Origin of the sequence: Undibacterium sp. TJN25, assembly GCF_049339885.1 — a bacterium.
In the GTDB taxonomy this organism is placed as follows: domain Bacteria; phylum Pseudomonadota; class Gammaproteobacteria; order Burkholderiales; family Burkholderiaceae_D; genus Undibacterium.
On the sequence record NZ_JBMPPM010000019.1, the window covers coordinates 21820 to 44154 of the forward strand.

14 protein-coding genes are annotated in these 22335 nt (G+C 59.3%); 6 read left to right on the forward strand and 8 right to left on the reverse strand.

Annotation, left to right across the window (positions count from 1 at the left end):
• Positions 1 to 237: 237 nt before the first annotated feature.
• The 3 genes from metH (at position 238) to ACO0LO_RS27935 (ending at position 7966) form a co-directional block, all read left to right on the forward strand.
• Positions 238 to 3981, forward strand: coding sequence for a methionine synthase (gene metH, locus ACO0LO_RS27925; protein ID WP_422969633.1), 3744 nt, complete (start codon positions 238 to 240; stop codon positions 3979 to 3981).
• A gap of 263 nt (positions 3982 to 4244) precedes the next feature.
• Entirely contained in the window at positions 4245 to 5543 is a 1299-nt protein-coding gene (locus ACO0LO_RS27930) for an HD-GYP domain-containing protein (RefSeq protein ID WP_422969635.1), read from the forward strand.
• A complete protein-coding gene (locus tag ACO0LO_RS27935; protein ID WP_422969637.1) occupies positions 5540 to 7966 on the forward strand; it encodes an EAL domain-containing protein in 2427 nt (808 codons plus the stop codon). Before ACO0LO_RS27930 ends, ACO0LO_RS27935 begins: the two co-directional genes overlap by 4 nt.
• Before the next feature lie 44 nt (positions 7967 to 8010).
• On the opposite strand, the gene ACO0LO_RS27940 is transcribed toward ACO0LO_RS27935, so the two are convergent.
• The 8 genes from ACO0LO_RS27940 to ACO0LO_RS27975 form a co-directional block, all read right to left on the reverse strand.
• Positions 8011 to 8769, reverse strand: a complete 759-nt coding sequence (locus ACO0LO_RS27940; RefSeq protein WP_422969639.1) for a LytR/AlgR family response regulator transcription factor — start codon at positions 8767 to 8769, stop codon at positions 8011 to 8013.
• Between the two features lie 74 nt (positions 8770 to 8843).
• A complete protein-coding gene (locus tag ACO0LO_RS27945; RefSeq protein WP_422969641.1) occupies positions 8844 to 10229 on the reverse strand; it encodes a sensor histidine kinase in 1386 nt (461 codons plus the stop codon).
• Between the two features lie 135 nt (positions 10230 to 10364).
• On the reverse strand, positions 10365 to 10787 hold the full coding sequence (locus tag ACO0LO_RS27950) for a response regulator (protein WP_422969643.1): 423 nt from the start codon (positions 10785 to 10787) through the stop codon (positions 10365 to 10367).
• Between the two features lie 284 nt (positions 10788 to 11071).
• Positions 11072 to 13555 (reverse strand): prolyl oligopeptidase family serine peptidase, encoded by a 2484-nt coding sequence (locus tag ACO0LO_RS27955; protein ID WP_422969645.1) that lies wholly within the window; start codon positions 13553 to 13555, stop codon positions 11072 to 11074.
• 203 nt (positions 13556 to 13758) lie between these two features.
• Positions 13759 to 14934 (reverse strand): acetyl-CoA C-acetyltransferase, encoded by a 1176-nt coding sequence (locus ACO0LO_RS27960; protein WP_422969647.1) that lies wholly within the window; start codon positions 14932 to 14934, stop codon positions 13759 to 13761.
• A 247-nt stretch (positions 14935 to 15181) separates the two neighbouring features.
• Positions 15182 to 15745 carry a phasin family protein gene (locus tag ACO0LO_RS27965; protein ID WP_422969649.1) on the reverse strand — a complete coding sequence of 188 codons (564 nt, stop codon included), beginning with the start codon at positions 15743 to 15745 and terminating at the stop codon, positions 15182 to 15184.
• 200 nt (positions 15746 to 15945) lie between these two features.
• Positions 15946 to 16431: a methylated-DNA--[protein]-cysteine S-methyltransferase gene (locus ACO0LO_RS27970; RefSeq protein WP_422969651.1), complete on the reverse strand. Its 486-nt coding sequence runs from the start codon at positions 16429 to 16431 to the stop codon at positions 15946 to 15948.
• A 16-nt stretch (positions 16432 to 16447) separates the two neighbouring features.
• Positions 16448 to 17968 carry an AlkA N-terminal domain-containing protein gene (locus ACO0LO_RS27975; RefSeq protein WP_422969653.1) on the reverse strand — a complete coding sequence of 507 codons (1521 nt, stop codon included), beginning with the start codon at positions 17966 to 17968 and terminating at the stop codon, positions 16448 to 16450.
• 447 nt (positions 17969 to 18415) lie between these two features.
• Between ACO0LO_RS27975 and ACO0LO_RS27980 the strand changes: the two genes are divergently transcribed.
• From ACO0LO_RS27980 to ACO0LO_RS27990, 3 genes are all read left to right on the forward strand, one after another.
• Positions 18416 to 18544 (forward strand): hypothetical protein, encoded by a 129-nt coding sequence (locus ACO0LO_RS27980; RefSeq protein ID WP_422969655.1) that lies wholly within the window; start codon positions 18416 to 18418, stop codon positions 18542 to 18544.
• 7 nt (positions 18545 to 18551) lie between these two features.
• Complete coding sequence (locus ACO0LO_RS27985) at positions 18552 to 19715, forward strand: pyridoxal phosphate-dependent aminotransferase (protein ID WP_422969657.1); 1164 nt, start codon at positions 18552 to 18554, stop codon at positions 19713 to 19715.
• Positions 19716 to 20002: 287 nt separating this feature from the next.
• Complete coding sequence (locus ACO0LO_RS27990; RefSeq protein ID WP_422969658.1) at positions 20003 to 22174, forward strand: M3 family metallopeptidase; 2172 nt, start codon at positions 20003 to 20005, stop codon at positions 22172 to 22174.
• Positions 22175 to 22335 lie beyond the last annotated feature (161 nt).

The following is a 22335-nucleotide window of genomic DNA, read 5'->3' on the forward strand; positions in this document are numbered from 1 at the left end:
TCTGCGTCTATTTTGTTGCATTCCAGACCAAAATGCCGCCCAAAATCCGGGCAAACCTGCCGGCCTCCGTACCCAAGCCCTTGATTTGACGTATAATTTACGCCAGCGGGAAACAACAGCCCGCTGGTTGCGCCGATTTGAGACTCAGATTGCGGGCGCTTAATAAATGCAGCTAAAAGGACATCGCCCGATCCGCCTGCATAAGCCGATCGGGTTTTTTGTTTGACGAGCGAAATAATGAACAGCCTTGCCGACGTACCTGCCGCCGTAATTTCCACCGAAGCCCATTTGCGCGACCTGCTGGCGCGCCGTATCCTGATCCTGGACGGCGCGATGGGCACGATGATCCAGCAGTACAAGCTGAGCGAGGAAGATTATCGCGGCGAGCGCTTCAAGGACTTTACCGGCCCCGGCAGGGAGCTGTTCGTCAAAGGCAATAATGAACTGCTGTCGCTGACACGCCCGGACATCATCCAGGAAATCCATGAGCAATACCTGGCTGCCGGCGCGGACCTGATCGAGACCAATACCTTCGGCGCGACCACAGTGGCGCAGGACGATTACCACATGGCGCATCTCGCCTACGAGATGAACCTGGAGTCCGCAAAAATCGCACGGGCTGCCTGCGACAAATACAGCAGTGCCGACAAACCGCGCTTCGTCGCCGGCGCGCTGGGCCCTACGCCCAAGACGGCGTCGATTTCGCCAGACGTCAATGACCCTGCCGCGCGCAATGTCAGCTTCGACCAGCTGGTTGCCGCCTACCTGCAGCAAACGCGAGGGCTGGTGGACGGCGGCGCCGACGTGCTGCTGGTGGAAACCATCTTCGATACGCTGAACTGCAAAGCCGCGCTATTCGCCATCGATACCTATTTTGAAGAGACCGGCAAGCGCCTGCCCATCATGATCTCCGGCACCGTGACCGACGCGTCCGGCCGCATCCTGTCCGGCCAGACCGTACCGGCCTTCTGGAACTCCGTGCGCCATGCCCGCCCGCTGACAATAGGCCTGAACTGCGCGCTGGGTGCGACGCTGATGCGCCCGTATGCGGAAGAACTGTCCAAGATCGCCGATACCTTCGTCTGCATCTATCCGAATGCCGGTCTGCCCAACCCGATGAGCGACACCGGCTTTGATGAATTGCCGGCCGATACCTCGTCGCTGCTGAAAGAATTTGCCGAAAGCGGTTTCATCAATATCGCCGGCGGCTGCTGCGGCACCACGCCTGCACATATCAAGGCGATTGCCGACCTGCTACGGCCCATCACACCACGCCTGGTGCCTGAAGTGCCGTCCAGCATGAAGCTGTCGGGCCTGGAGCCGTTTGTCGTTGACCACAATTCGCTGTTCGTCAACGTCGGCGAACGCACCAACGTCACCGGCTCCAAAGCCTTTGCCCGCCTGATCCTGAACGAACAGTACGATGAAGCGCTCGCCGTCGCCCGCCAGCAGGTGGAAAACGGCGCCCAGGTGATCGACATCAATATGGATGAGGCAATGCTGGATTCGCTGGCAGCGATGACGCGCTTCCTGAACCTGATCGCCTCCGAGCCGGATATCGCCCGCGTTCCCATCATGATCGACTCGTCCAAATGGAGCGTCATCGAAGCGGGCCTCAAATGCGTGCAGGGCAAGGCCATCGTCAATTCGATCTCGATGAAGGAAGGCGAAACCGAATTCCTGCGCCAGGCGACACTATGCAAACGCTACGGCGCCGCGATAATCGTCATGGCCTTCGATGAAAAGGGCCAGGCAGATACCTACGAGCGCAAGGTGGAAATCTGTAAGCGCGCGTACGACCTGCTGATCAAGGAACTGGATTTCGACCCGGAAGACATCATCTTTGACCCAAACATCTTTGCCATCGCCACCGGCATCGAAGAACACAACAACTACGCGGTCGATTTCATCAATGCGACCCGCTGGATACATGAGAACCTGCCGGGCGCAAAGATCAGCGGCGGCGTGTCCAACGTCAGCTTCAGCTTCCGCGGCAACGATCCCGCGCGCGAAGCGATCCATACCGTATTCCTGTACCACGCAATCCAGGCCGGCATGACCATGGGCATCGTCAACGCAGGCATGGTCGGCGTCTACAGCGAACTGGCGCCGGAACTGCGCGAGCGCGTCGAAGACGTCGTGCTGAACCGCCGTGACGACGCAACGGAACGCATGATCGAATTCGCCGCCACGCTCAAGGCCGGCGGCAAAAAAGAAGAAGCCACGCTGGAATGGCGCAGCGAACCGGTAGAAAAACGCCTGTCGCATGCGATGGTGCACGGCATCACCCAATGGATCGTCGAAGACACCGAAGAAGCGCGCGCTGCCATCATGGACAACGGCGGCCGTCCCATCCAGGTCATCGAAGGCCCGCTGATGGCGGGCATGAACATCGTCGGCGACCTGTTCGGCCAGGGCAAGATGTTCCTGCCGCAGGTGGTCAAGTCGGCCCGCGTGATGAAACAGGCGGTGGCCCATCTGGTGCCGTACATAGAAGAAGAGAAAAAGCGCAGCGGCGACAACAAGCCCAAGGGCAAGATCGTCATCGCCACCGTCAAGGGCGACGTGCACGACATCGGCAAGAACATCGTCACCGTTGTCCTGCAATGTAATAACTTTGAAGTCGTCAATATGGGCGTGATGGTGCCCTGCTCGGAAATCCTGGCCAAGGCCAAGGCGGAAAATGCGGACATCATCGGCCTGTCGGGCCTGATCACGCCTTCGCTGGAAGAAATGGCTTACGTCGCCAAGGAAATGCAGCGCGATCCACACTTCCGCATGCTCAAGATCCCGCTGCTGATAGGCGGCGCCACCACCAGCCGCGCGCACACCGCGGTCAAGATCGCGCCCAACTATGAAGGCCCCGTCGTCTATGTGCCAGATGCGTCGCGCTCGGTATCGGTCGCGCAATCACTGCTGACCGTGGACCAGCGCGAGCAGTACGTGGAAGAACTGGCCATCGACTATGAACGCATCCGCGTGCAGCATGCCAACAAGAAGGCGATACCGATGCTGAGCCTGGCGGCGGCGCGTGCCAACAAGGCAAGACTGGAGTTCGCCCCGGTCAAGCCCAAGTTCATCGGCCGCCGCATCTTCAAGAATTACGACCTGGCTGGCATCGCGCAGTATATAGACTGGGGTCCGTTCTTCCAGACCTGGGATCTGGCAGGCCCTTACCCCGCCATCCTCACCGATGAGGTCGTCGGCGATGCCGCCAGCAAGGTCTTCGCCGAAGGCCAGGCCATGCTGAAGAAGATCATAGAAGGCCGCTGGCTCACCGCCAACGGTGTCATTTCCCTGCTACCGGCCAATAGCGTCAACGACGACGATATCGAAATCTACACGGACGATACCCGCAGCAAGGTTGCGTTTACCTACTACGGCACCCGCCAGCAAACCGAAAAGCCGGTCATCGACGGCGTCGCGCGGCCCAACCAGTGCCTGTCGGATTTCATCGCGCCGAAGTCTTCCGGCGTGGCCGACTACATAGGCATGTTCGCCGTCACCGCCGGCCTGGGCATAGAAAAATACGAAAAGCGCTTCGAAGACGCGCATGACGACTACAGCAGCATCATGCTGAAGTCACTGGCCGACAGGCTGGCCGAAGCCTTTGCCGAGCATCTGCATGAAAGGGTGCGCAAGGACTTGTGGGGTTATGCCACCGATGAAAACCTCAGCAACGAAGCGCTGATCAAGGAAGCTTACGCCGGCATACGCCCGGCGCCCGGCTATCCGGCCTGCCCCGAACATACGGTCAAGGCCGATATGTTCCGGGTCATGCAATGTGAAGAAATCGATATGCACATCACCGAATCATTCGCGATGATCCCCGGCGCGGCGGTATCCGGCTTCTATTTCGCCCACCCTGCGTCCAAGTACTTCAGCGTCGGCAAGATAGGCGGCGACCAGGTCAGCGACATGGCGCAACGCCGCGGCGTCAACAAGGAAGATGTGGAGCGCTGGCTAGCGCCCAACCTGTAAACAGGTTGCCGTGTAACAATCCTTTACAAGTCTGGGCGGGCAGCCACTTATTATCAATTAAAATAGCCAGCAGGCCATTTTTCGTGAAAAACGGAAAAACGGCCTGCTTTTTTATGTTGAGCGGCGTGGATTTGACGTCCGAAGTAAGCAAATTTCAAAATTGATGGATTTTTCCTATTTAGCATGCTAATAATGCAAGCCTATATGGACGTATGTAAAACGTCGGCACGCGGCTTCACGAAAGCAGGCAAAAAATTGGCCCCATGACTGATAGCTATCCACAATTTGTTGATCTGTCCCAGCTTCGGGTAGGGATGTTTGTTTACCTCGATATAGGCTGGATGGAGCACCCTTTTCCGGTCAATAGTTTTTCCATCACCAGCCCCGAACAAATCTCCACCATACGCTCGCTGGGCCTGGAGCGCATCCGCTACTCCCCCGAAAAAAGCACGCCGGAATCGCAAGCGGATGCGGCGGAACAAGCCGCCGCTAGCGCAGGCACGCCGGCCTCTCCGCCGGTGCTGACGGAAGTAGAATCGCCCAAAGCCGTAGAATCGCGCAAACGGCGTGAGCTGCTGGCAAGCCAGCAGGCCAGCCTGATGGCGTGCGAAAAGCAGTTCAGCAATGCCACGCAGACTTTCAAGATGGTGACGGAATCGGTGCACGCGCAACCGCAGGTAGCGCGCGAGCATGCGGAAAACCTGATCCAGTCCTTTTTGCAGGAAATCCTGACCGAAGATGAAGCCGCCATACGGCTGCTGTCCGAAAAAGCGGGCGAAAAAACCTCACTGCACTCCATCAACGTCACCGTCATCTCGCTGTTGCTGGGCAAGGCGATGCAACTCAGCAAAGCCGAAATGCTGGAACTGGGCGTGGGCGGGCTGCTGCACGATATAGGCAAGATGGAATTGCCCGACCGGCTACGCTGGCTGGACGAACACTTCAGCTTTGCCGAGCGCCAGCTGTACCAGGCTCACGTGGCGCATGGCGTCACGCTGGGCCGCAAGATGGGTTTATCGGCGCACGCAATGCTGCTGATCGGCCAGCACCATGAACATGTAGACGGCAGCGGCTACCCGAGCCAGATCCGGGCCGAGAAAATGTCTGCCCTCAGCAAGATCGTCGCGCTGGTCAACCGCTACGACAATCTGTGCAATCCCGGCAATCCCGCGTCGGCTATCACGCCGCACGAGGCGCTGTCGCAGATATTCACACAATTCAAATCCCAGTTCCACTTGCCCACACTGACCGCCTTTATCCGCATGATGGGCATTTACCCGCCGGGTTCGGTGGTGCAGCTGACAGACGAAAGATACGCGATGGTCGTGTCGGTCAACTCGGTGCGGCCGATCAAGCCGCGCGTTTTGATCCATAACCCTGACATCCCGCGCGACGATGCGCTGGTCATCAACCTGGAAAACGAGGCCGACCTCGGCATCCACCGCAGCCTGAAACCGATACAGCTGCCCAAGGCGGCGTATGACTACCTGTCGCCGCGCAAGCGCCTGTGCTATTTCTTTGAGCGTAGCCGTGAACTGGCGCCATCCGGGGACACGCCATGAAACCGCATCGCTGGCAGCCCCTGATAGAAGGCATGCTGGAAGCAGTGCTGCTGGTCGACCCCATACAGCTGCGCATACTCGGCGCCAACCGTTCCGCGCATACACTGCTGCGGCTGCCGCCGGATTCGCTGATGGGCACCGCGGTGGTCGAACTGGCGGCGGCGCCGGAAGACGTGTTCTTCTGGGAAGATGTGGCTGCCGGCCTGTCCGACAATATTTTTTCCGAGACCCTGCTGCAGCGCCAGGATGGCAGCACGATACAGGTGGAACGCCGCGTATCGCTGGTCCGTGTAGGGCTGGACAATTCAGTCTACGTCGTTGCGATACGCGACCATACCAGCCAGCGCCAGGTGGAAAACGAACTGGAAAAGCTGATCGCCGAACTGCGCGCAACGCTGGAATCCACCGCCGACGGCATTCTCGTGACCGACCTGGACGGTGCCATCCGCAGCTATAACCACCTGTTCGCCAAACTGTGGGGCTTGCCCGAAGACCTGCTGACGCAGCGCGACGACGCCGCCATCTATTCGTGGATGGACAAGTGCATGGTGGATGCCGGCCATTATATGGAGCGCCTGGGTACGATCGCCCGTTCGCCGCTGATGGAAGCCACCGATGTGCTGGTGCTGCGCTCAGGCAAAATTCTGGAACGCGTGACGCTGCCGCAGTATGCGCGCGGGCGTCCGATAGGCCGCGTGTACTCCTATCGCGACATCACGCAGCGGCTGGCCGACGAGGCCCGCCTGCAGCTGGCGGCCAAGGTGTTCGAATCCAGCACCGATGCCATCTTCATCACCGACGGCGAACAGAAGATCATCACCACCAACCCCAGCTTCGAGCGCCTGACCAGCTATAACGAACAGGAAATGATAGGCCAGACGCCGCGCGATTTCTTTTCCGAGCAAAGTAACGACAACCAGGTTGAGACCTTGCTCGAAGAACTGGAAATAAAGGGTTTCTGGGAAGGCGAGCTGTGGAACCGCCGCAAGAACGGCCATGCCTACCTGTGCATGATCTCGCTGGTGCGGGTGCAGGATGAAGACGGCAAGACCATGCACTACATCGGCTTCTTCAAGGACAGGACAGAGACGCACACCGCCAAGCAGAAAATCGAGGAACTGGCTTTTTCCGACACGCTGACCGGCCTGCCGAACCGGCTGCTGCTGGCCGAAAGGATCAAGCAATCCATCAGCGTCGCCAGCCGCGGCAACAGCACGTTTGCGCTGCTGTTCATCGATCTCGACCATTTCAAGCAGATCAACGATTCGCTTGGCCATCCTTTCGGCGACAGGGTGCTGATCGAGGTTACCGAGCGCCTGAAAAAATGCATACGCCAGGTTGATACCGCATCGCGGCTGGGCGGCGACGAGTTCGTGCTGCTGCTGCACCAGGCAGATGCTGCCGGCGCCGAAATTTGCGCCAGGCGGGTGCTGGAAGAATTGAATGTGCCGTTCTCGCTGGACGGCATGAGCTTTACTGTCACCTGCAGCATAGGCGTGGCGCTGTATCCAGCTGACGGCATGACGATGGATGACCTGATCAAGAATGCCGACAGCGCGATGTATCACGTGAAGGAACGCGGCCGCTCCGATTTCCGCTTCTATCAGCGCCAGATGAACATCGGCCTGCTGTCGCGCATGAAGCTGGACCACGCAATGCGGCAGGCGCTGGAGCATGACGGTTTCCGCCTGCATTACCAGCCGCTGGTGGACCTGGCCAGCGGCCAGGTATTCGGCGCCGAAGCGCTGCTGCGCTGGAACGACAAGGACCTGGGCGAGATCAGCCCGACGCAGTTCATCCCCATTGCCGAGGAAACCGGCGTTATCGTCGCCATCGGCAACTGGGTCATGGCCACGGCGATCCGCCAGGCGGCGAAATGGAACCAGGGCAGGCAGGTGCTGCGGGTATCAATCAATGTCTCCGCGCTGCAGTTTCAGCAATCCGATTTTGTGCAAAACCTGGCCGCCGCGCTGCAGGAAGCCGGCCTGGCGCCAGACCGCATAGAACTGGAACTGACCGAATCCATCCTTATCAGGGACGCGGACGAAGCTTTGCGGGTGCTGGAATCACTGGCGCAGCTGGGTGTCAACCTGGCGATTGACGATTTCGGCACCGGTTATTCCAGCCTTAGCTACCTGAAGCGCTTCCCGATCAGCAAGCTGAAGATAGACCGTTCTTTCGTGCAGCACCTGCCGGCCGATGAAAGCGACGTCGCCATTGTCACCGCCATCGTCAGTCTGGCGCATGCGCTGAAACTGAAGGTCATCGCGGAAGGGGTGGAAACAGAAGAACAACGCGCTTTCCTGCAAGAACTTGGCTGCAATGAACTGCAAGGCTTCCTGTATTCGCCGGCATTGACGCCGGACGAATTCGAGCGCAATTACCTGTTCGACGCAGCGGCAGGCAAGCTGCAATCCATGTAGCCAAGCGTTAAGCTGGCGATAGCTGGCGAATGCAGCCGGCAAGCTCACATCGGACGGAAGCGCCAGGCATAGGCCTGGCTTACCTTCAGTTTTTCATTGCAACCGCGCAGTTCCACGGTCACCTTACCCAGCTCGTCCCGATGCGCCTTCGTGATCGCATCGGCGCGCACCACCACGCTGCGGTGGATTTGCCAGAACATGTCCGGGTCCAGTCCATCGATCAATTCCCGCAACGGCTTGCGCACATGCGCCTCATCGTCGGTGCTGACGACACGCGTATATTTTTCATCCGACGCAAAAAACAGGATTTTCTCTATTGGGAACATCTTGATCGTATCGCCGACACTGGCGCTGATCCAGCGTATTCTCTCCGCAGCTGCGCCGCCGCGCAGGCGCTTGTCCAGTTCACTCATCAGACGGCTGATATCGGGCGCAGCCCGGCTGGCGGACATACGCTCGCGCAGGCGACCGACGGCTTCCTGCAACCGCTCCCGCGCCACCGGCTTGAGCAGGTAATCGAGGGCGCCGGCGGCAAAGGCTTCCAGCGCGTGGTTGTCGTAGGCCGTAGTAAACACCGCATGGCAGCGCCCCTTGACCGCATGCGCAACGTCCAGTCCGCTCAGCCCCGGCATGCGAATATCCAAGAAGGCGATATCCGGCGCATGCTGCTGTATCGCTTCCAGCGCATCGGCGCCGTGTTCGCACTCGGCCAGTATCTGCAGTTCGGGCCAGACATCGGCCAGCATGCGGCGCAGTTCGGCGCGCGGAAGATCTTCGTCGTCGGCAATGATGGCGGTAGGCATGATAAGTGTCATCCTGAATAGAGGTGATATTTTTACCGGCTGTCCGGCTGGTATGTGGGGCTTGCCCGTGCTGCCTATATCGACAGCGGCAACAGGATGATGGCGCTGACGCCTGTCGGCAAAGCCTTCAGCGTCAAGCTGGCCTGGTTGCCGTACAGCGCCTCCAGCCTTTCCCGAATGTTGGACAAGCCGAGCCCGCTGCCGGACGTCGTACCGCCAAAACCTACGCCGTCGTCGCTGACGCTGAGCTCCAGGCTGTCCACGCCCTCCAGGCTGACCTGGCGCGCCTTGACGTCTATGCGGGCCGGACCGATCTTGGGCTCTATGCCGTGCTTGACTGCGTTTTCCACCAGCGAAATCAGGATCAGCGGCGGCATTGCGGCATCTTGCAAGCCAGGCTCGGCGTCCACCGAATATTCCAGCCGCGGGATGCGCGCCTGCATCAGCGCCAGGTAGGCACGCGCCGCCTCCAGCTGCGGCCCCAGCCTGGCCTGCACGCTGCCGCCGTCGCTACGCATCTGCGGGATCGTGGCCCGCAGGTAGTCAACCAGATGGTCGACGATGGCCGTCGCCCTTTGCGGTTCGGTGACGATGGCGGAACGTACGCCGGCCAGCGTATTGAACAGGAAATGCGGCTCCACTTGCGCCACCAGTACCGACAGGCGCAGTTCGGCCTCGTTGCGTGCAGCCTTCAGCCTGTCCATTTCCTGGCGGCGCAATACTTCTTCCAGCCTGCGGCGCTGGCGAAAAAAAACCAGCAAGTCCATCCAGCCCCCAAAGCGCAACACAAAAGCCGCAACTCCCAGCCAGGTGGCAATCGTCATCCAGGTATTGATAGCCTTGGCATCGGCGTGGTCGTCCTGCCCGCCTTCTTCGGCATCCGAAGCCGCAGCCTTGGACACCGCAGGGGCAATAGAAGCAGCACTGCCTGGGGCTGGCTTCTTGCCCGCCTTCTGCGCCGCGGCCGGATCTATTTTCGGCACTTCGTGCATCTGGCCTGACAATTCTATCGTCAGGGCCGATGCCGCATCGCCATACACCAGCAGTTTGGTCAGGTAGCCGGCGGCATTGCTGCTGCCCCAGCTCAGCAACAAACCTGTCAGCAATGCGCTGACCAGGCCTATCGCTTCCTTGCGTACCGGCCAGGCCTGCCTGCGCACCAGCACCGCCAGGCCTATCCCCGAAGTCAGCAAAAATACCAGGCCGAAGCCCATAGACACCGCGGGCACGGCGACATTCCTCCACTGTGCACGGGAGGCAAACCCTATCATCAGGAAGATCAGCTCCATCAGCACCAGCGAGATCGCCGCCGACACCAGACGATAGCGATACCAAATTGCGCTAAAAATGGGATAACTGGAAGAACGGTCGAACCAGGTACTGCTGCGCATCGACACTTCGGTCGGCAGCAGCTGGTCTTGTCGGATCAATACACTGGGTTTGTTGGCGGCGCTCATCATGCATCCCGATACTCTATCAATGCCGCCATTGTGGCGCATACCGCAAGGATAGGGGAAGGATGCGACGAAACCCGGCAGCGGTGGATCAAATCACGGAAAACCGGGATAAGCCCCGGTCCGGATCAAACTTGCAGCTCAGGCGCTGGCCTGGGCTCCGCTGCCATTGTCATCGGCAGGCCTGGTTTGCTGCTTGGCGATTTTCAGGATGGTATTGCGTATCGTCGCCAGCACGGCAACCGTATTGAACGGCTTGACGATAAAACCCTGCACGCCTTTTTCCTGCGTGACCTGTATGGTTTCCGCATCGATCTTGCTCGATACCAGGAACATCAGCACCTTGGGCAGCGCCGCGCGGATCGCATCCAGCAACGCCAGCCCTTCTTCGCTCAGTTCGCCGATATCTACGCAGACGATCTGCGGTTTCAGCTTCACCAGGCGCGCCAGGTTGGCCAGGCTGGTATTGCTGTCGCCGACCACTTCGTGTCCGCCATTGGTCAGCACCGAGCCCAGCAAATTGCGGGCGACAGCGCTACCGTCCATGATGACTACTCTTAACATAAATATACCTTTAGAGACCGAAGGCCTGCCATTGCGATGATAAAGGAAAAATGTCCGGCACTATTTCCGCATGACAATAATTCACAATGACATTCCGGTCAGTGGCTGGTCCGGCAGCTGCACCGCACTATTTTTGCTCAATGATACATAAGTAATAATGCCATGCGCCGCCGTACGCTGCAGGCGCGACACAAATTGACACTATTTATTGAAAATTTCTGCCTGGCGACCCAAATGCAAGCTGTCAGTCCGAATTTTTTGGTTGCCCGAGCAGGCAGCAGCACCTATTTTGCGGCTGATGTTTCTGGTGTGGCATTCTTCACAAACTGTTCCAGCCAGCGGTCTTCCTCCCACAGCATGTGCATGATGGATTCGCGCGCGCGGTAGGCGTGGCTTTCATTGGGCAGGGTGGACAGCCGGGTCACCGCGCCCAGGCCTTGCAGCGCCTGGTACATACGCTCGCTCTGGATAGGGAAGGTACCGGAATTGCTGTCCTGCTCGCCATGGATCAAGAGCAGCGGGTCCTTGATCTGATGCGCAAAATTAAACGGCGACATCGCCTGGTACACGTCCGCCGCTTCCCAGAAATTGCGTTCTTCAGACTGGAAGCCGAACGGCGTCAGCGTGCGGTTGTAAGCGCCGGAGCGCGCGATGCCGGCACGGAACAGCCGCGTGTGCGCCAGCAGGTTGGCGGTCATGAAGGCGCCGTAGCTGTGGCCGCCGATCGCAATGCGGTGGCGGTCGGCCACGCCCAGGCGCACCACTTCATCCACGGCCGCCTGCGCATCCATCTTCAGTTGCTCCAGGTAAGTGTCGTTAGGCTCCTGTTTGCCTTCGCCGATGATGGGCATTGCCGGACCGTCCAGCACTGTATAGCCGCGCGCCAGCATCACATGCGGCCCCCAGTAGCTGATGCGGTTGAACTTGTACGGCGAATCCTTGACCTGGCCGGCCGCGCCGGCGGTCTTGAACTCGCGCGGATAGGCCCACATCAGCATGGGCCGCGGGCCGTCGCGTTTCGGATCGTAGCCGGGCGGCAGATAGAGCGTCGCCGTCAGGTCCAGGCCGTCCGCGCGTTTGTAGCGGATCAGCTGTTTTTGCACGCCCTTGAACTGCGGCGTCGGATCGGCAAAATGCGTCAACGCGCGCGGCTCGTCCTTGCCGAGAGTATGCACATAGAAATTGGTCGGTTCCGTCGTCGATTCGCGGCCGGTGATGAAGCTGGTTCCGCTGTCGTCCAGTAGCGCGGCAACCTGCTCGTAATAAGGCGCCTGCGAGCGCCACAGACGGGTGGCCTGCTTGCTGTCCAGATCCATACGGTCCAGAAAAGGGCGGTCGCCTTCCGGGCTGGCGCCGGCGCCGGAAAAGAACAGCGACTTGCCGTCGGCTGCGGTACGCAGCACGGCGCGGCCATAGGCATTCAGGCTTAAAGACGGCGTACCGGGATTGGCGTACTGGTCTTCTGATTTGCGGGCAAACAGCAGGTCCGGCTTGCTGTCAGCATGGCCTGGCCGTATGCGCCAGGTGCGGGTATCGCGGCTCTTCCACCAGCTTTCCGTCACCAGCGCCAGCCCGTCATTCCCCCACAGCACGCTGGAATAGCGCCAGGCCAAATCCAGCAGCTTGTGCGGCGCGGAATCGAACGGCGCAGCCTGCTGGAACAGCATGTCATGCACCGGTGCGTCCACTTCGGGATCGCCGCCGGCCTGGGCTTCCGCCCAATACAGTGTGGCTGGCTGGTCGCTGCGCCAGCCGAATTCGCGCGGCCCGGTCTCTACCGCATCATTGCCGGCGGGCAGACGCTCCTGCATCGGCCGTTCTGCGATAGTTTTCAGCTTGCGGCCCTGCATGTCCCACACCTCCACCAATTGCGGAAAGCGGTGTGCCGGCAGTATCGTGGAATACGGGCGATGCATCTGCGTTGTCAGGATCAGTTTGCCGTCCGGCGATGCCTGTACGCCGATCAGCGTTGCGACCGGCCCTATGCGCCGCACCTCTCCTGCGATGCTGACGATAGCGAGCTGGCTTTGCAGCTGCCAGTCCAGCATGTCGGCATCGGCGGCGGTCTTCAGCATGTCCTGGTAGGTGCGGGTCTGCGTCAGTTTGCCGCCTTTGGTTTCCTGCATGTTGGGGCCGGCCGGCACGATTGATACGACCGGCATTGCAGGCTGCTTGGCAGGCGTCAGCTTGACGAGCAGGCCATGCGAGCCGCTCAGCCAGCTGAAGCCGGCGCTGACCGTCCCATTCAGCCTTTCCTTGATCAGCCTTTTCGCCACTGCTTTTTCCACATCCAGCAGCCATAACTCCACGCCGTCATCGGCCCGGCGGCTGAAGGCAACCCAGCGCTCGTCGGCGGACCAGGCGACATTATCAATTCGCGGATTCGCCGGCAGGCCGCTGACCGCGCGGCTCTTGCCGCTGGCAATGTCCAGCAGGCTCATGCCGTCGCCGAAGTCGAAATGGCTGGAGGCGCGCACCCGCGGGTTGATGCGCAAACCCGCCAGTTTCAGTTCCGGCTGCGCCACTTCGGCAATGCCGGGCAAGCCAGGCTGGCTGACCAGTAAAGCGACTTTACGCAAGGGCCCCAGGCGGAACTGCGGCGCGCGCGGCGCATCCACCAGCGCCTGCAATTCCGGCACCGGCAACTGGTAGCCGCTGACAGCGGGGCTGCCTGCCGGCTCGTTGCTGGACGCGGCAAAAACGGGGCTGCCTGCAGCCAGCGTACTTCCGAGGACGATGGGGGCGATCAGTTTGCGTGAACGGGACATAGTGTAGTTGCCAGGTCAAAAGTGGGCGGCTGGATAGCGCAAAGCGCGCCAGGTATTCAGGTTAGTCAGATGATGGCAAGAAGTATATTTTTGCGCTGTTTCCCTGTCCACAACATTCTTGCCGGACCAAAATAAAAGCCAGCGCAAAAAAAAATCCCGGCCATTCCGCCAGGATTTTTCGTCGAACCAGCAGACGGCGGGAGCTAGCGCTCTATCGCCAGCGCCACACCCATGCCGCCGCCTATGCACAGGCTGGCCAGGCCGCGCTTGGCGTCGCGGCGTATCATTTCATGGATCAATGTCACCAGGATGCGGCAGCCGGATGCGCCGATAGGGTGACCAATCGCGATGGCGCCGCCATTGACGTTGATCTTGCTGGTATCCCAGCCCATTTCCTTGTTGACGCCTATCGCCTGAGCGGCGAAAGCTTCATTGATCTCCATCAGGTCCAGGTCCTGGTGGTTCCAGCCGGCTTTACGCAGGCACAGCTGGGCAGCGGGTACGGGTCCCATGCCCATGATGCTGGGGTCAACACCGGCAGACGAATAGGCCTTGATCCTGACCAGCGGCTTCAGCCCCAGTTCCTCGGCTTTGCGGGCCGACATCATGATGACAGCCGCGGCGCCGTCATTCAGGCCGGAAGCGTTACCGGCGGTGACAGTGCCGTCCTTGGCAAATGCAGGACGTAGCGCCGACAGCGATTCCAGCGTGGTGCCGTGCTTGATGAATTCGTCGCTATCGAAAACGACAGTGCCCTTCTTTTGCGGAATTTCCAGCGGGATGATTTCATCCTTGAACTTGCCGGCTTTTTGCGCGGCTTCGGCCTTGTTCTGCGAACCCAGCGCAAACTCATCCTGCTCCTGGCGCGACACATCGTATTTCTTGGCGACGTTTTCTGCAGTGGTGCCCATGTGGTACTGGTTGAATGCATCCCACAATCCGTCCACGATCATTGTGTCCACCAGCTTGGTGTCGCCCATGCGGAAGCCTTCGCGCGAACCGTTCAGCACATGCGGCGATGCGCTCATATTTTCCTGGCCACCGGCAATGATGATGTCGGCATCGCCGCAGCGTATGGACTGGCTTGCCAGGTGCGTGGCTTTCAGGCCGCTGCCGCAGACCTTGTTGATCGTGAAGGCGGGCACCATGTTCGGCAGACCCGCGCGTATCGACGCCTGGCGCGCGGCATTCTGCCCTACACCCGCCGTCAGCACCTGGCCCAGGATTACTTCATTGATCTGGTCGCCGCTCAGGCCGGACTTGGCCAGCAGGGCCTTGATCACATGCGCGCCCAGGTCGGACGCGGCGACTTTTGCGAGCGAGCCGCCAAATTTACCTACCGCTGTACGGCCAGCGGCAACGATGACTACGTCTTGCATAGTGGTTCTCCTGGTTAGGTGCTCAGTCGGGCTGAGTCGGTGTCATTGGCTAACGATGCGGGCAATATAAACATGAGTCTTGCAGTGAATCTTGCCTGCTGTCATTTTCATAATTTCTTCCATGATTATACTCGCGGCGCGGAACGCTGCTGCCGTAGACAGAAAACCCGACGCAAAAAAAATGGACCGCATTTGCGGTCCATCCTTTATTTTTTGCCTGAACTACGGCGCGTACACTGCTCCGTGATTATTTCTTGGCGCGTGTCGTTGTTTTTTCAGCAGCTTGTGTGAACTGCTGCGTGGCATTTGCCAGGTTTTCTTCCAGAGTCTGGATAGCCTGTTTGCTGGTTTTGCTCAGTTGTTCGTAACCGGCGTTGATATTGCCGATGACAGATTTCAGTGCTGTCACAGCCTGTTCGGAACCGGCTGGCGCGTTTTTGGTCACTTCGTCGATCAGCGCAACAACTTTGCTGTTTGTTTCAGCAATGTGGGCTTCCACTGCTTTTGTGAATTCAGCCTGGGTCGTCGTAGTGATGCTTGCCAGGTGGCGACCATAGGCCAGTGCTTTTTCAGCGCTTGGCTTGGCTTGGGCTGCGGTCAGCGCCAGGAATTCTTGTGGGTCTTTAGCGCCGATCAATTGCTTGGCAGTTGCCGTGGATTCTTCGATAGTGGCTTTGGCAGCGCTGACATTCAGTGCGAAGATCTGTTCCAGGCCTTCGAATGCTTTTTTGTTCAGGGCTGTCAGGGATGCAAACTGGTTTTCCAGGTTGGCTTTAGTGGCGGCGATAAATTGTTCTGGAGTCGTGTACATGGTATTTCCTTAGAGTTAAAAGAGATAAATAAGCAGCGACGTCCATCTGTGAATCATTTATGGTGCACCGCAACAAATTCTATTTTACTCCGTTCGGAATCTGCGTCAAGCACTTTTTGTGCATTGCAGCATAAATGATCATATTTACATTCTTTAGGGAAATTAACCGGATTTTAACGCAAGTTTTTCTTAATTTTCATTTATATCAGCCGATCACCCGCTTCCAACTCCAGCAAGGCCTGCTTGTTCACCAGACCACCCGCATACCCTGTCAACGCGCCCGACCCGGCAATCACGCGGTGGCAGGGCACAATAATGGATACCGGATTGCGCCCGTTGGCAGCACCCACGGCCCGCACCGCCGCCGGCTTGCCAATGCGCCGCGCCAGTTCGCCGTAGCTGGCAGTGGCGCCGAACGGAATGTCCAGCAGCGCCTGCCACACCTGCTGCTGGAAAGGCGTGCCGGAGGAGATATCCAGCGGCAGTTCGAATCGCCGGCGGCTGCCAGCAAAGTATTCTTGCAGCTGCTGCTTCACATCCGCCAATATCGCATTGCCGTCATCCCGCACCCAGCCATCGCTGCCCTTGAAGTGCCGGTGGTTTTCAAAATACACGCCGGCCAGGCCGCGTTCGGTTGCCGCCAGCAGCAGCTTGCCCACCGGGCTGTCATAGTTAGTATAAAACATATACTCCTCGCTTCGTCTACTCTGTATCAGGGTTGCTTGCCTTGCTGGACAGCGACTGCCATAACAGCAGCGCCGCGTAGGACCGCCACGGCGACCAAGGGTGCGCGCGCGACAGCAATTGCTTTTCCGTCATCCGCGTTTCCGGGGCGACAGCGGCCGCTTTTTGCAACGCCAGGTCGCCCGCCGGAAACGCATCCGCAAAACGCAAGGCGCGCAGTGCGATGTATTGCGCCGTCCATTCGCCGACGCCTGCCACCGTTTTCAGCCGCGCCACCGCGTCTTCAAGCGAAATACCGGCCGGCATCTGCAAGCCGCCTGTGGCGGCAAACTGCGCCAGGTTGCGGATGGTGGCCGCGCGCGTTTTCGTCAGCCCTATCTGCGCGATATCTTCCGCAGCAGTCTGCGCCAGCAGCTCCGGCGTGGGAAAATGGTGGCTGACCTCCGCGAACGGTGTCTCTATGGCAGCCCCGAAACGCCGCACCAGCCTGCCGGCCACCGTGGACGCACCGGCGACGCTGACCTGCTGGCCCAGGATTGCCCGTATCGCCAGTTCAAACGCATCAAACGCACCCGGCACCCGCAACCCCGGCGTGCGCCGTATCTGCGCCGCGAGCAGTTCGTCGGTTTGCAGATAGGATTCCATCACTGTGGGATTGGCATCCAGGTCGAACAGGCCGCGCACCCTGGCCAGCAGCGGCATCAGCACCGGAGCCAGTGCAGGCGCCACCTGCAGGCTCAGCTGAAAACGCTCCGGCACATGCCTGACCTGCAGCCAGCCCTCGCGGCCGCCTATCACGACGCTGCGCACATAAGAGCGCGCCGATTTTCCGGCCAACACCGCCTCCAGCCCCGGCATGGCCCGCGCCGCCAGATAGTTCAGCACCTCGTTCCATGCATACGGCGGCCGGTAAGCCAGCCGCAGGATGATACCTTCGCTATCGGCCACCGAAGCGCGCCGTATTGAGCCCGGCGCCATCTTGTAGCGCTCGGCAAACAAGGCGTTGAAACGCCGCACGCTACCGAACCCCGCCGCGTAAGCCACGTCTGTCATGGGCAGCACGGTCTCCTGCAACAGCTTCTTCGCAAACAATAGCCGCTGCGTCTGCGCCAGCTCCACCGGCGTCACACCGAAATGCTGCAGCAACACCCGCCGCAACTGCCGCGACGACAAGCCGATCTCCTCCGCCAGCCGCTCCACATTGCCGTCATTCAGCGCACCCGCCGTGATCCGCTGCCACACTGCATGCGCCAGGTTCTGCTGCAAGGCATAAGGCGCCAGCTCAGGCCGGCACCGCAGGCAAGGCCGAAACCCCGCCGCTTCCGCTGCCGCCGCGCTGGAATAATAAGTGCAGGAAGAAGCCCGCGCCGTCTTCACCGCACACACCGGCCGGCAATACACGCCGGTCGTCTTCACGCCAATAAAAAACACGCCGTCAAACCGGCTGTCACGCGCCACCAGCGCACGATAACAATGCTCCGGATCCAGCAAGGACACCGGAGAAGCCGAATCGGAAGCTTCAGATAATGGAATAGTCATGACGACGTTATACCCGCAGCCCAAGCCCCCGTCTAGCCGTTTTCGGACATCGCAATTCCAGCAATCCACAAGCGACGTTGCAGTTGATTTTGACCTTCATCCGCTGGGGACGCAGCATTTTGTGCATTACAGAAAATGGATCAGAAACAGACGTTGTCTGAGCCGCAGGCGAGTTTCGTCTGTTTCCCATTTTTTGTGATGCAGCAAAATGTGATGGCGCACAGCGCCATCAACCGAAGGGCAAGTCTGCGGTCGCCTTCTTTTTGCTTACTTTTTCTTGGCGAAGCAAGAAAAAGTAAGTGGCTGTCGGGCCACCCCCGACCAGTACCCACGAAGTGTAATCGAGTTATCAAACCGTAGGCCCCAAAACTGGCCCGGTCAATCCACCAGCCCACCATCCCCCCCACTTTGCGTTAAACTAAATCCAACAACCAAACCCAACCCACCATGCCCCCAAGCAAACCCAAAAAACTGCTGCTTGCCCTGGCAATGGCGCTCATTGCAGCGGCCAGCGCCGCTGCCTATCTGCAACCCTCGCTGATCCTGAGCCTGGCCCAAAACCTTTCCCTCTGCTAAACGAACAATGACCCAGCACCTCCCGCAAGCAAGATCCATCGTCCAGCAGCTGGGCGCCTCCCAGATCCGTGAAGTCGCCAATGCCGGCATGGGCCTGGATAACGTTCTGCCATTCTGGTTCGGCGAGCCTGACGAAGTCACGCCACAATTCATCCGTGATGCCGCCAAGGAAGGCCTGGACGCCGGCGATACCTTTTACACGCACAACTACGGCATCCCCGCGCTGCGCGCAACCATCGCCACCTACCTGTCCAAGCTGCACCAGCCTATAGGACCGGAAAGGATCGCCGTCACATCGGCCGGCGTATCGGCACTGATGCTGATTGCACAAACCATACTGAACCCCGGCGACCGGGTAGTGGCGGTGACGCCGATCTGGCCCAACCTGGTGGAGATACCGAAGATACTCGGCGCCGAGGTCACCAAGGTGCCGCTGCAATTCGGCCAGACCTGGGAACTGGACCTGCAGCAGTTGCTGGACGCGCTGACGCCGGGCACCAAGGCCGTATTCATCAATTCGCCGAACAATCCGACCGGCTGGGTCATGCCGCGCGAACAGCAGCAGGCGGTGCTGGATCATTGCCGCCGGCACGGCATCTGGATACTGGCCGACGACGTCTACGAAAGGCTGGTCTATGGCGAAAACTGCGCGCCGTCTTTCCTGGACCTGAGCGTACCGGAAGACTTGCTGATCTCGGCCAATAGCTTCTCCAAGGCCTGGCTGATGACAGGCTGGCGCCTGGGATGGATCGTTGCGCCGCAAAGCATCATGGCCGACCTCGGCAAGCTGATCGAATACAACACCTCTTGCGCGCCCGGCTTCATCCAGCGCGCCGGCATCACCGCCATTGAGCGCGGCGACGAAATCGTGCAGCATACGCTGGCCCGCTACCAGACCGCGCGCGACTACCTGTACCAGCGGCTGAACACGATGCCGGGCATTACCACACCCAACCCCAAGGGCGCGATGTACCTATTCTTCCGCGTCGATGGGCAAACCGACACCTTGCAATTATGCAAACGGCTGGTGCGCGAAGCCGGCCTGGGGCTGGCGCCGGGCAGCGCTTTCGGGCCGGAAGGCGAAGGCTATGTGCGCTGGTGCTTCGCCAGCTCGGTGGAGAAGCTAGAACTGGGCGCGAGCCGGCTGGAAGCTTTCCTGAAACAGCGCTGACACTCTCCACCGCAAGGCGGCATCGTTCGTCACGGAATCAAATACCGGCTTTTTCCAATTTTTCTATACAAAATTGCGGCTTTCCTGCAAATTTTACAGTTCTGTATCGAATTTCCGGTATTTTCCCAATTTCAGGAATCAAATGGCAGAATACCAAGTCATAAGACCGTAACATCCCTGTCACACGACTTGGCAGCTTTTATCCTCCCGGCCAGAAATAGAAAAAAGCCGGACGGGCGCTGCCGGGGCAAGCAAGCCTATCCATTCACTTAATTTGGGAAGACCACATGTCACGCCTCCTGTTCATGATGCTCTGCACGAGCCTCGCACTGAATTCCAGTATCGCCGCCGACGCACAACAAACCAACAACGCAGGCTCCGGCGCCAATGCGGCGGCGGAAGCCGGCACTGCCAATCCTTTCCTGACGCCGAGTACGCTGCCTTACGGCATGCCGGCCTTCGACAAGATCAAGGATGAACACTATGCGCCGGCCTTTACCGAAGCCATGCGCCGCCAGACATCGGAAATCAATGCGATTGCAGACAACACCGCCGCGCCCACCTTCGACAACACCATTGTGGCGATGGAAAAAGCCGGCCGCATGCTGCACCAGGTGTCCGCCGTGTTCTTCAACCTGACCAGCGCCAACACCGACCCGGCGATGGAGGCGATATCGCGCGACCTGGCCCCAAAACTGGCGGCGCACAATGATGCAATCAGGCTCAACAGCAAATTGTTCGCGCGTATCAGCGCCGTGTACGACCAGCGTGCCAACCTGGCGCTGGATGCCGAATCGCGCCGCCTGCTGGACCGCTACTACACCGATTTCGTACGCGCCGGCGCCAAACTGTCGGATGCCGACAAGACCAAGCTGAAAGCCATCAATGCGCAGCTGGCCAGCCTGGGCACGACCTTCAGCCAGAACGTGCTGAAGGAAACCAATGCCTCTGCCGTCATCGTCGACACCAAGGCCGAACTGAAAGGCCTCAGCGACAATGAAATCACCGCTGCAGCCGACGCCGCCAAGGCACGCGGCCTGCAAGGTAAATATGTCATCGCGCTGATGAATACCACCGGCCAGCCGTATGAAACCACACTGACCAACCGCGCACTGCGCAAGCGCCTGTACGATGCATCGGTAGAGCGCAATAGCCATGGCGGCGAATTCGATAACCGCGAAGTGGCGATAGGCCTGGCCAAACTGCGCGCGGAAAAAGCCCAGCTGCTCGGCTATCCTAACTACGCCGCCTACTCGCTGGAAGACAATACCGCCAAGAACACGACCGCCGTCAACAAGATGCTGGCCGAGATCACGCCTGCTGCGGTAGCGAATGCGAAAAAAGAAGCGGCCGACATGCAGAAGCTGATCGACGGCAAAAAAGGCGGCTTCAAGCTGGCGGCCTGGGATTGGGCCTTCTACGCAGAACAGGTGCGCAAGGCCAAATACAGCTTCGACGAATCGCAGCTACGCCCGTATTTCGAACTGAACAATGTGCTACAGAACGGCGTATTCTATGCGGCCAACAAGCTGTACGGCATCAGCTTCAAGGAACGCAAGGACCTGCCGGTCTACAACCCTACCGTGCGCGTGTTTGAGGTGTTCGACGCCGACAACAAGCCGCTGGCGCTGTTCTTGTACGACGCTTATGCGCGCGACAACAAGCGAGGCGGCGCGTGGATGAACGAATATGTGGACCAGTCCTTCCTGTTCGGCACCAAGCCCGTCGTCGCCAACCACCTGAACATCCCCAAACCGCCTGAAGGCCAGCCTACGCTGCTGACGCCGGACGAAGTGCGCACCGCCTTCCATGAATTCGGCCACGCGCTGCACGGCATGTTCTCCAATGTGCGCTACCCACGCTTCTCCGGCACCAGCGTGCCGCGCGACTTTGTCGAATATCCTTCGCAAGTCAACGAAATGTGGGCAGTCTGGCCTGAAGTCCTGCAGCACTACGCCAAGCACTACCAGACCGGCGAAGCGATGCCGCAGGCGCTGGTAGACAAACTAGCCGCTACCGGCAAGTTCAACCAGGGTTTCGCCACCACCGAATATCTGGCTGCAACGCTGCTGGACCAGCGCTGGCACCAGCTAAGCACCAGCCAGATCCCGGACGATGCGCTGGAATTTGAAGCCAATGCGCTGAAACAAAGCGGTGTCGACTATGCGCCAGTGCCGCCGCGCTACCGCAGCACCTACTTCTCGCACATCTTCGCCAGCGGCTATTCGGCAGGCTATTACTCGTATATCTGGGCGGAAGTGCTGGATGCGGACACGGTAGAGTGGTTCAAGGAAAACGGCGGACTGTCTCGCAAGAACGGCGACTGGTTCCGCCAGCAGCTGCTGTCCAAGGGCGGCAGCATGGATGCAATGGAAGCCTTCCGCAATTTCCGCGGTCGCGACGCCATCATCCAGCCATTGCTGGTGCGCCGCGGCCTGACAGCGAACGGCAGCAAATAAGCGTTTTCCCTTAGCGGCGAATAAAAAGCCACGAAAGCCACGAGTAACTCGTGGCTTTTTTATTTTCCGGGTCTGCCTGCAAGAAATTGATATCGGTAATATATTAAATTGAAATTAGAAATTGGTGGACAGCCGCAGGCAGGCTATTCATACTTTGACAA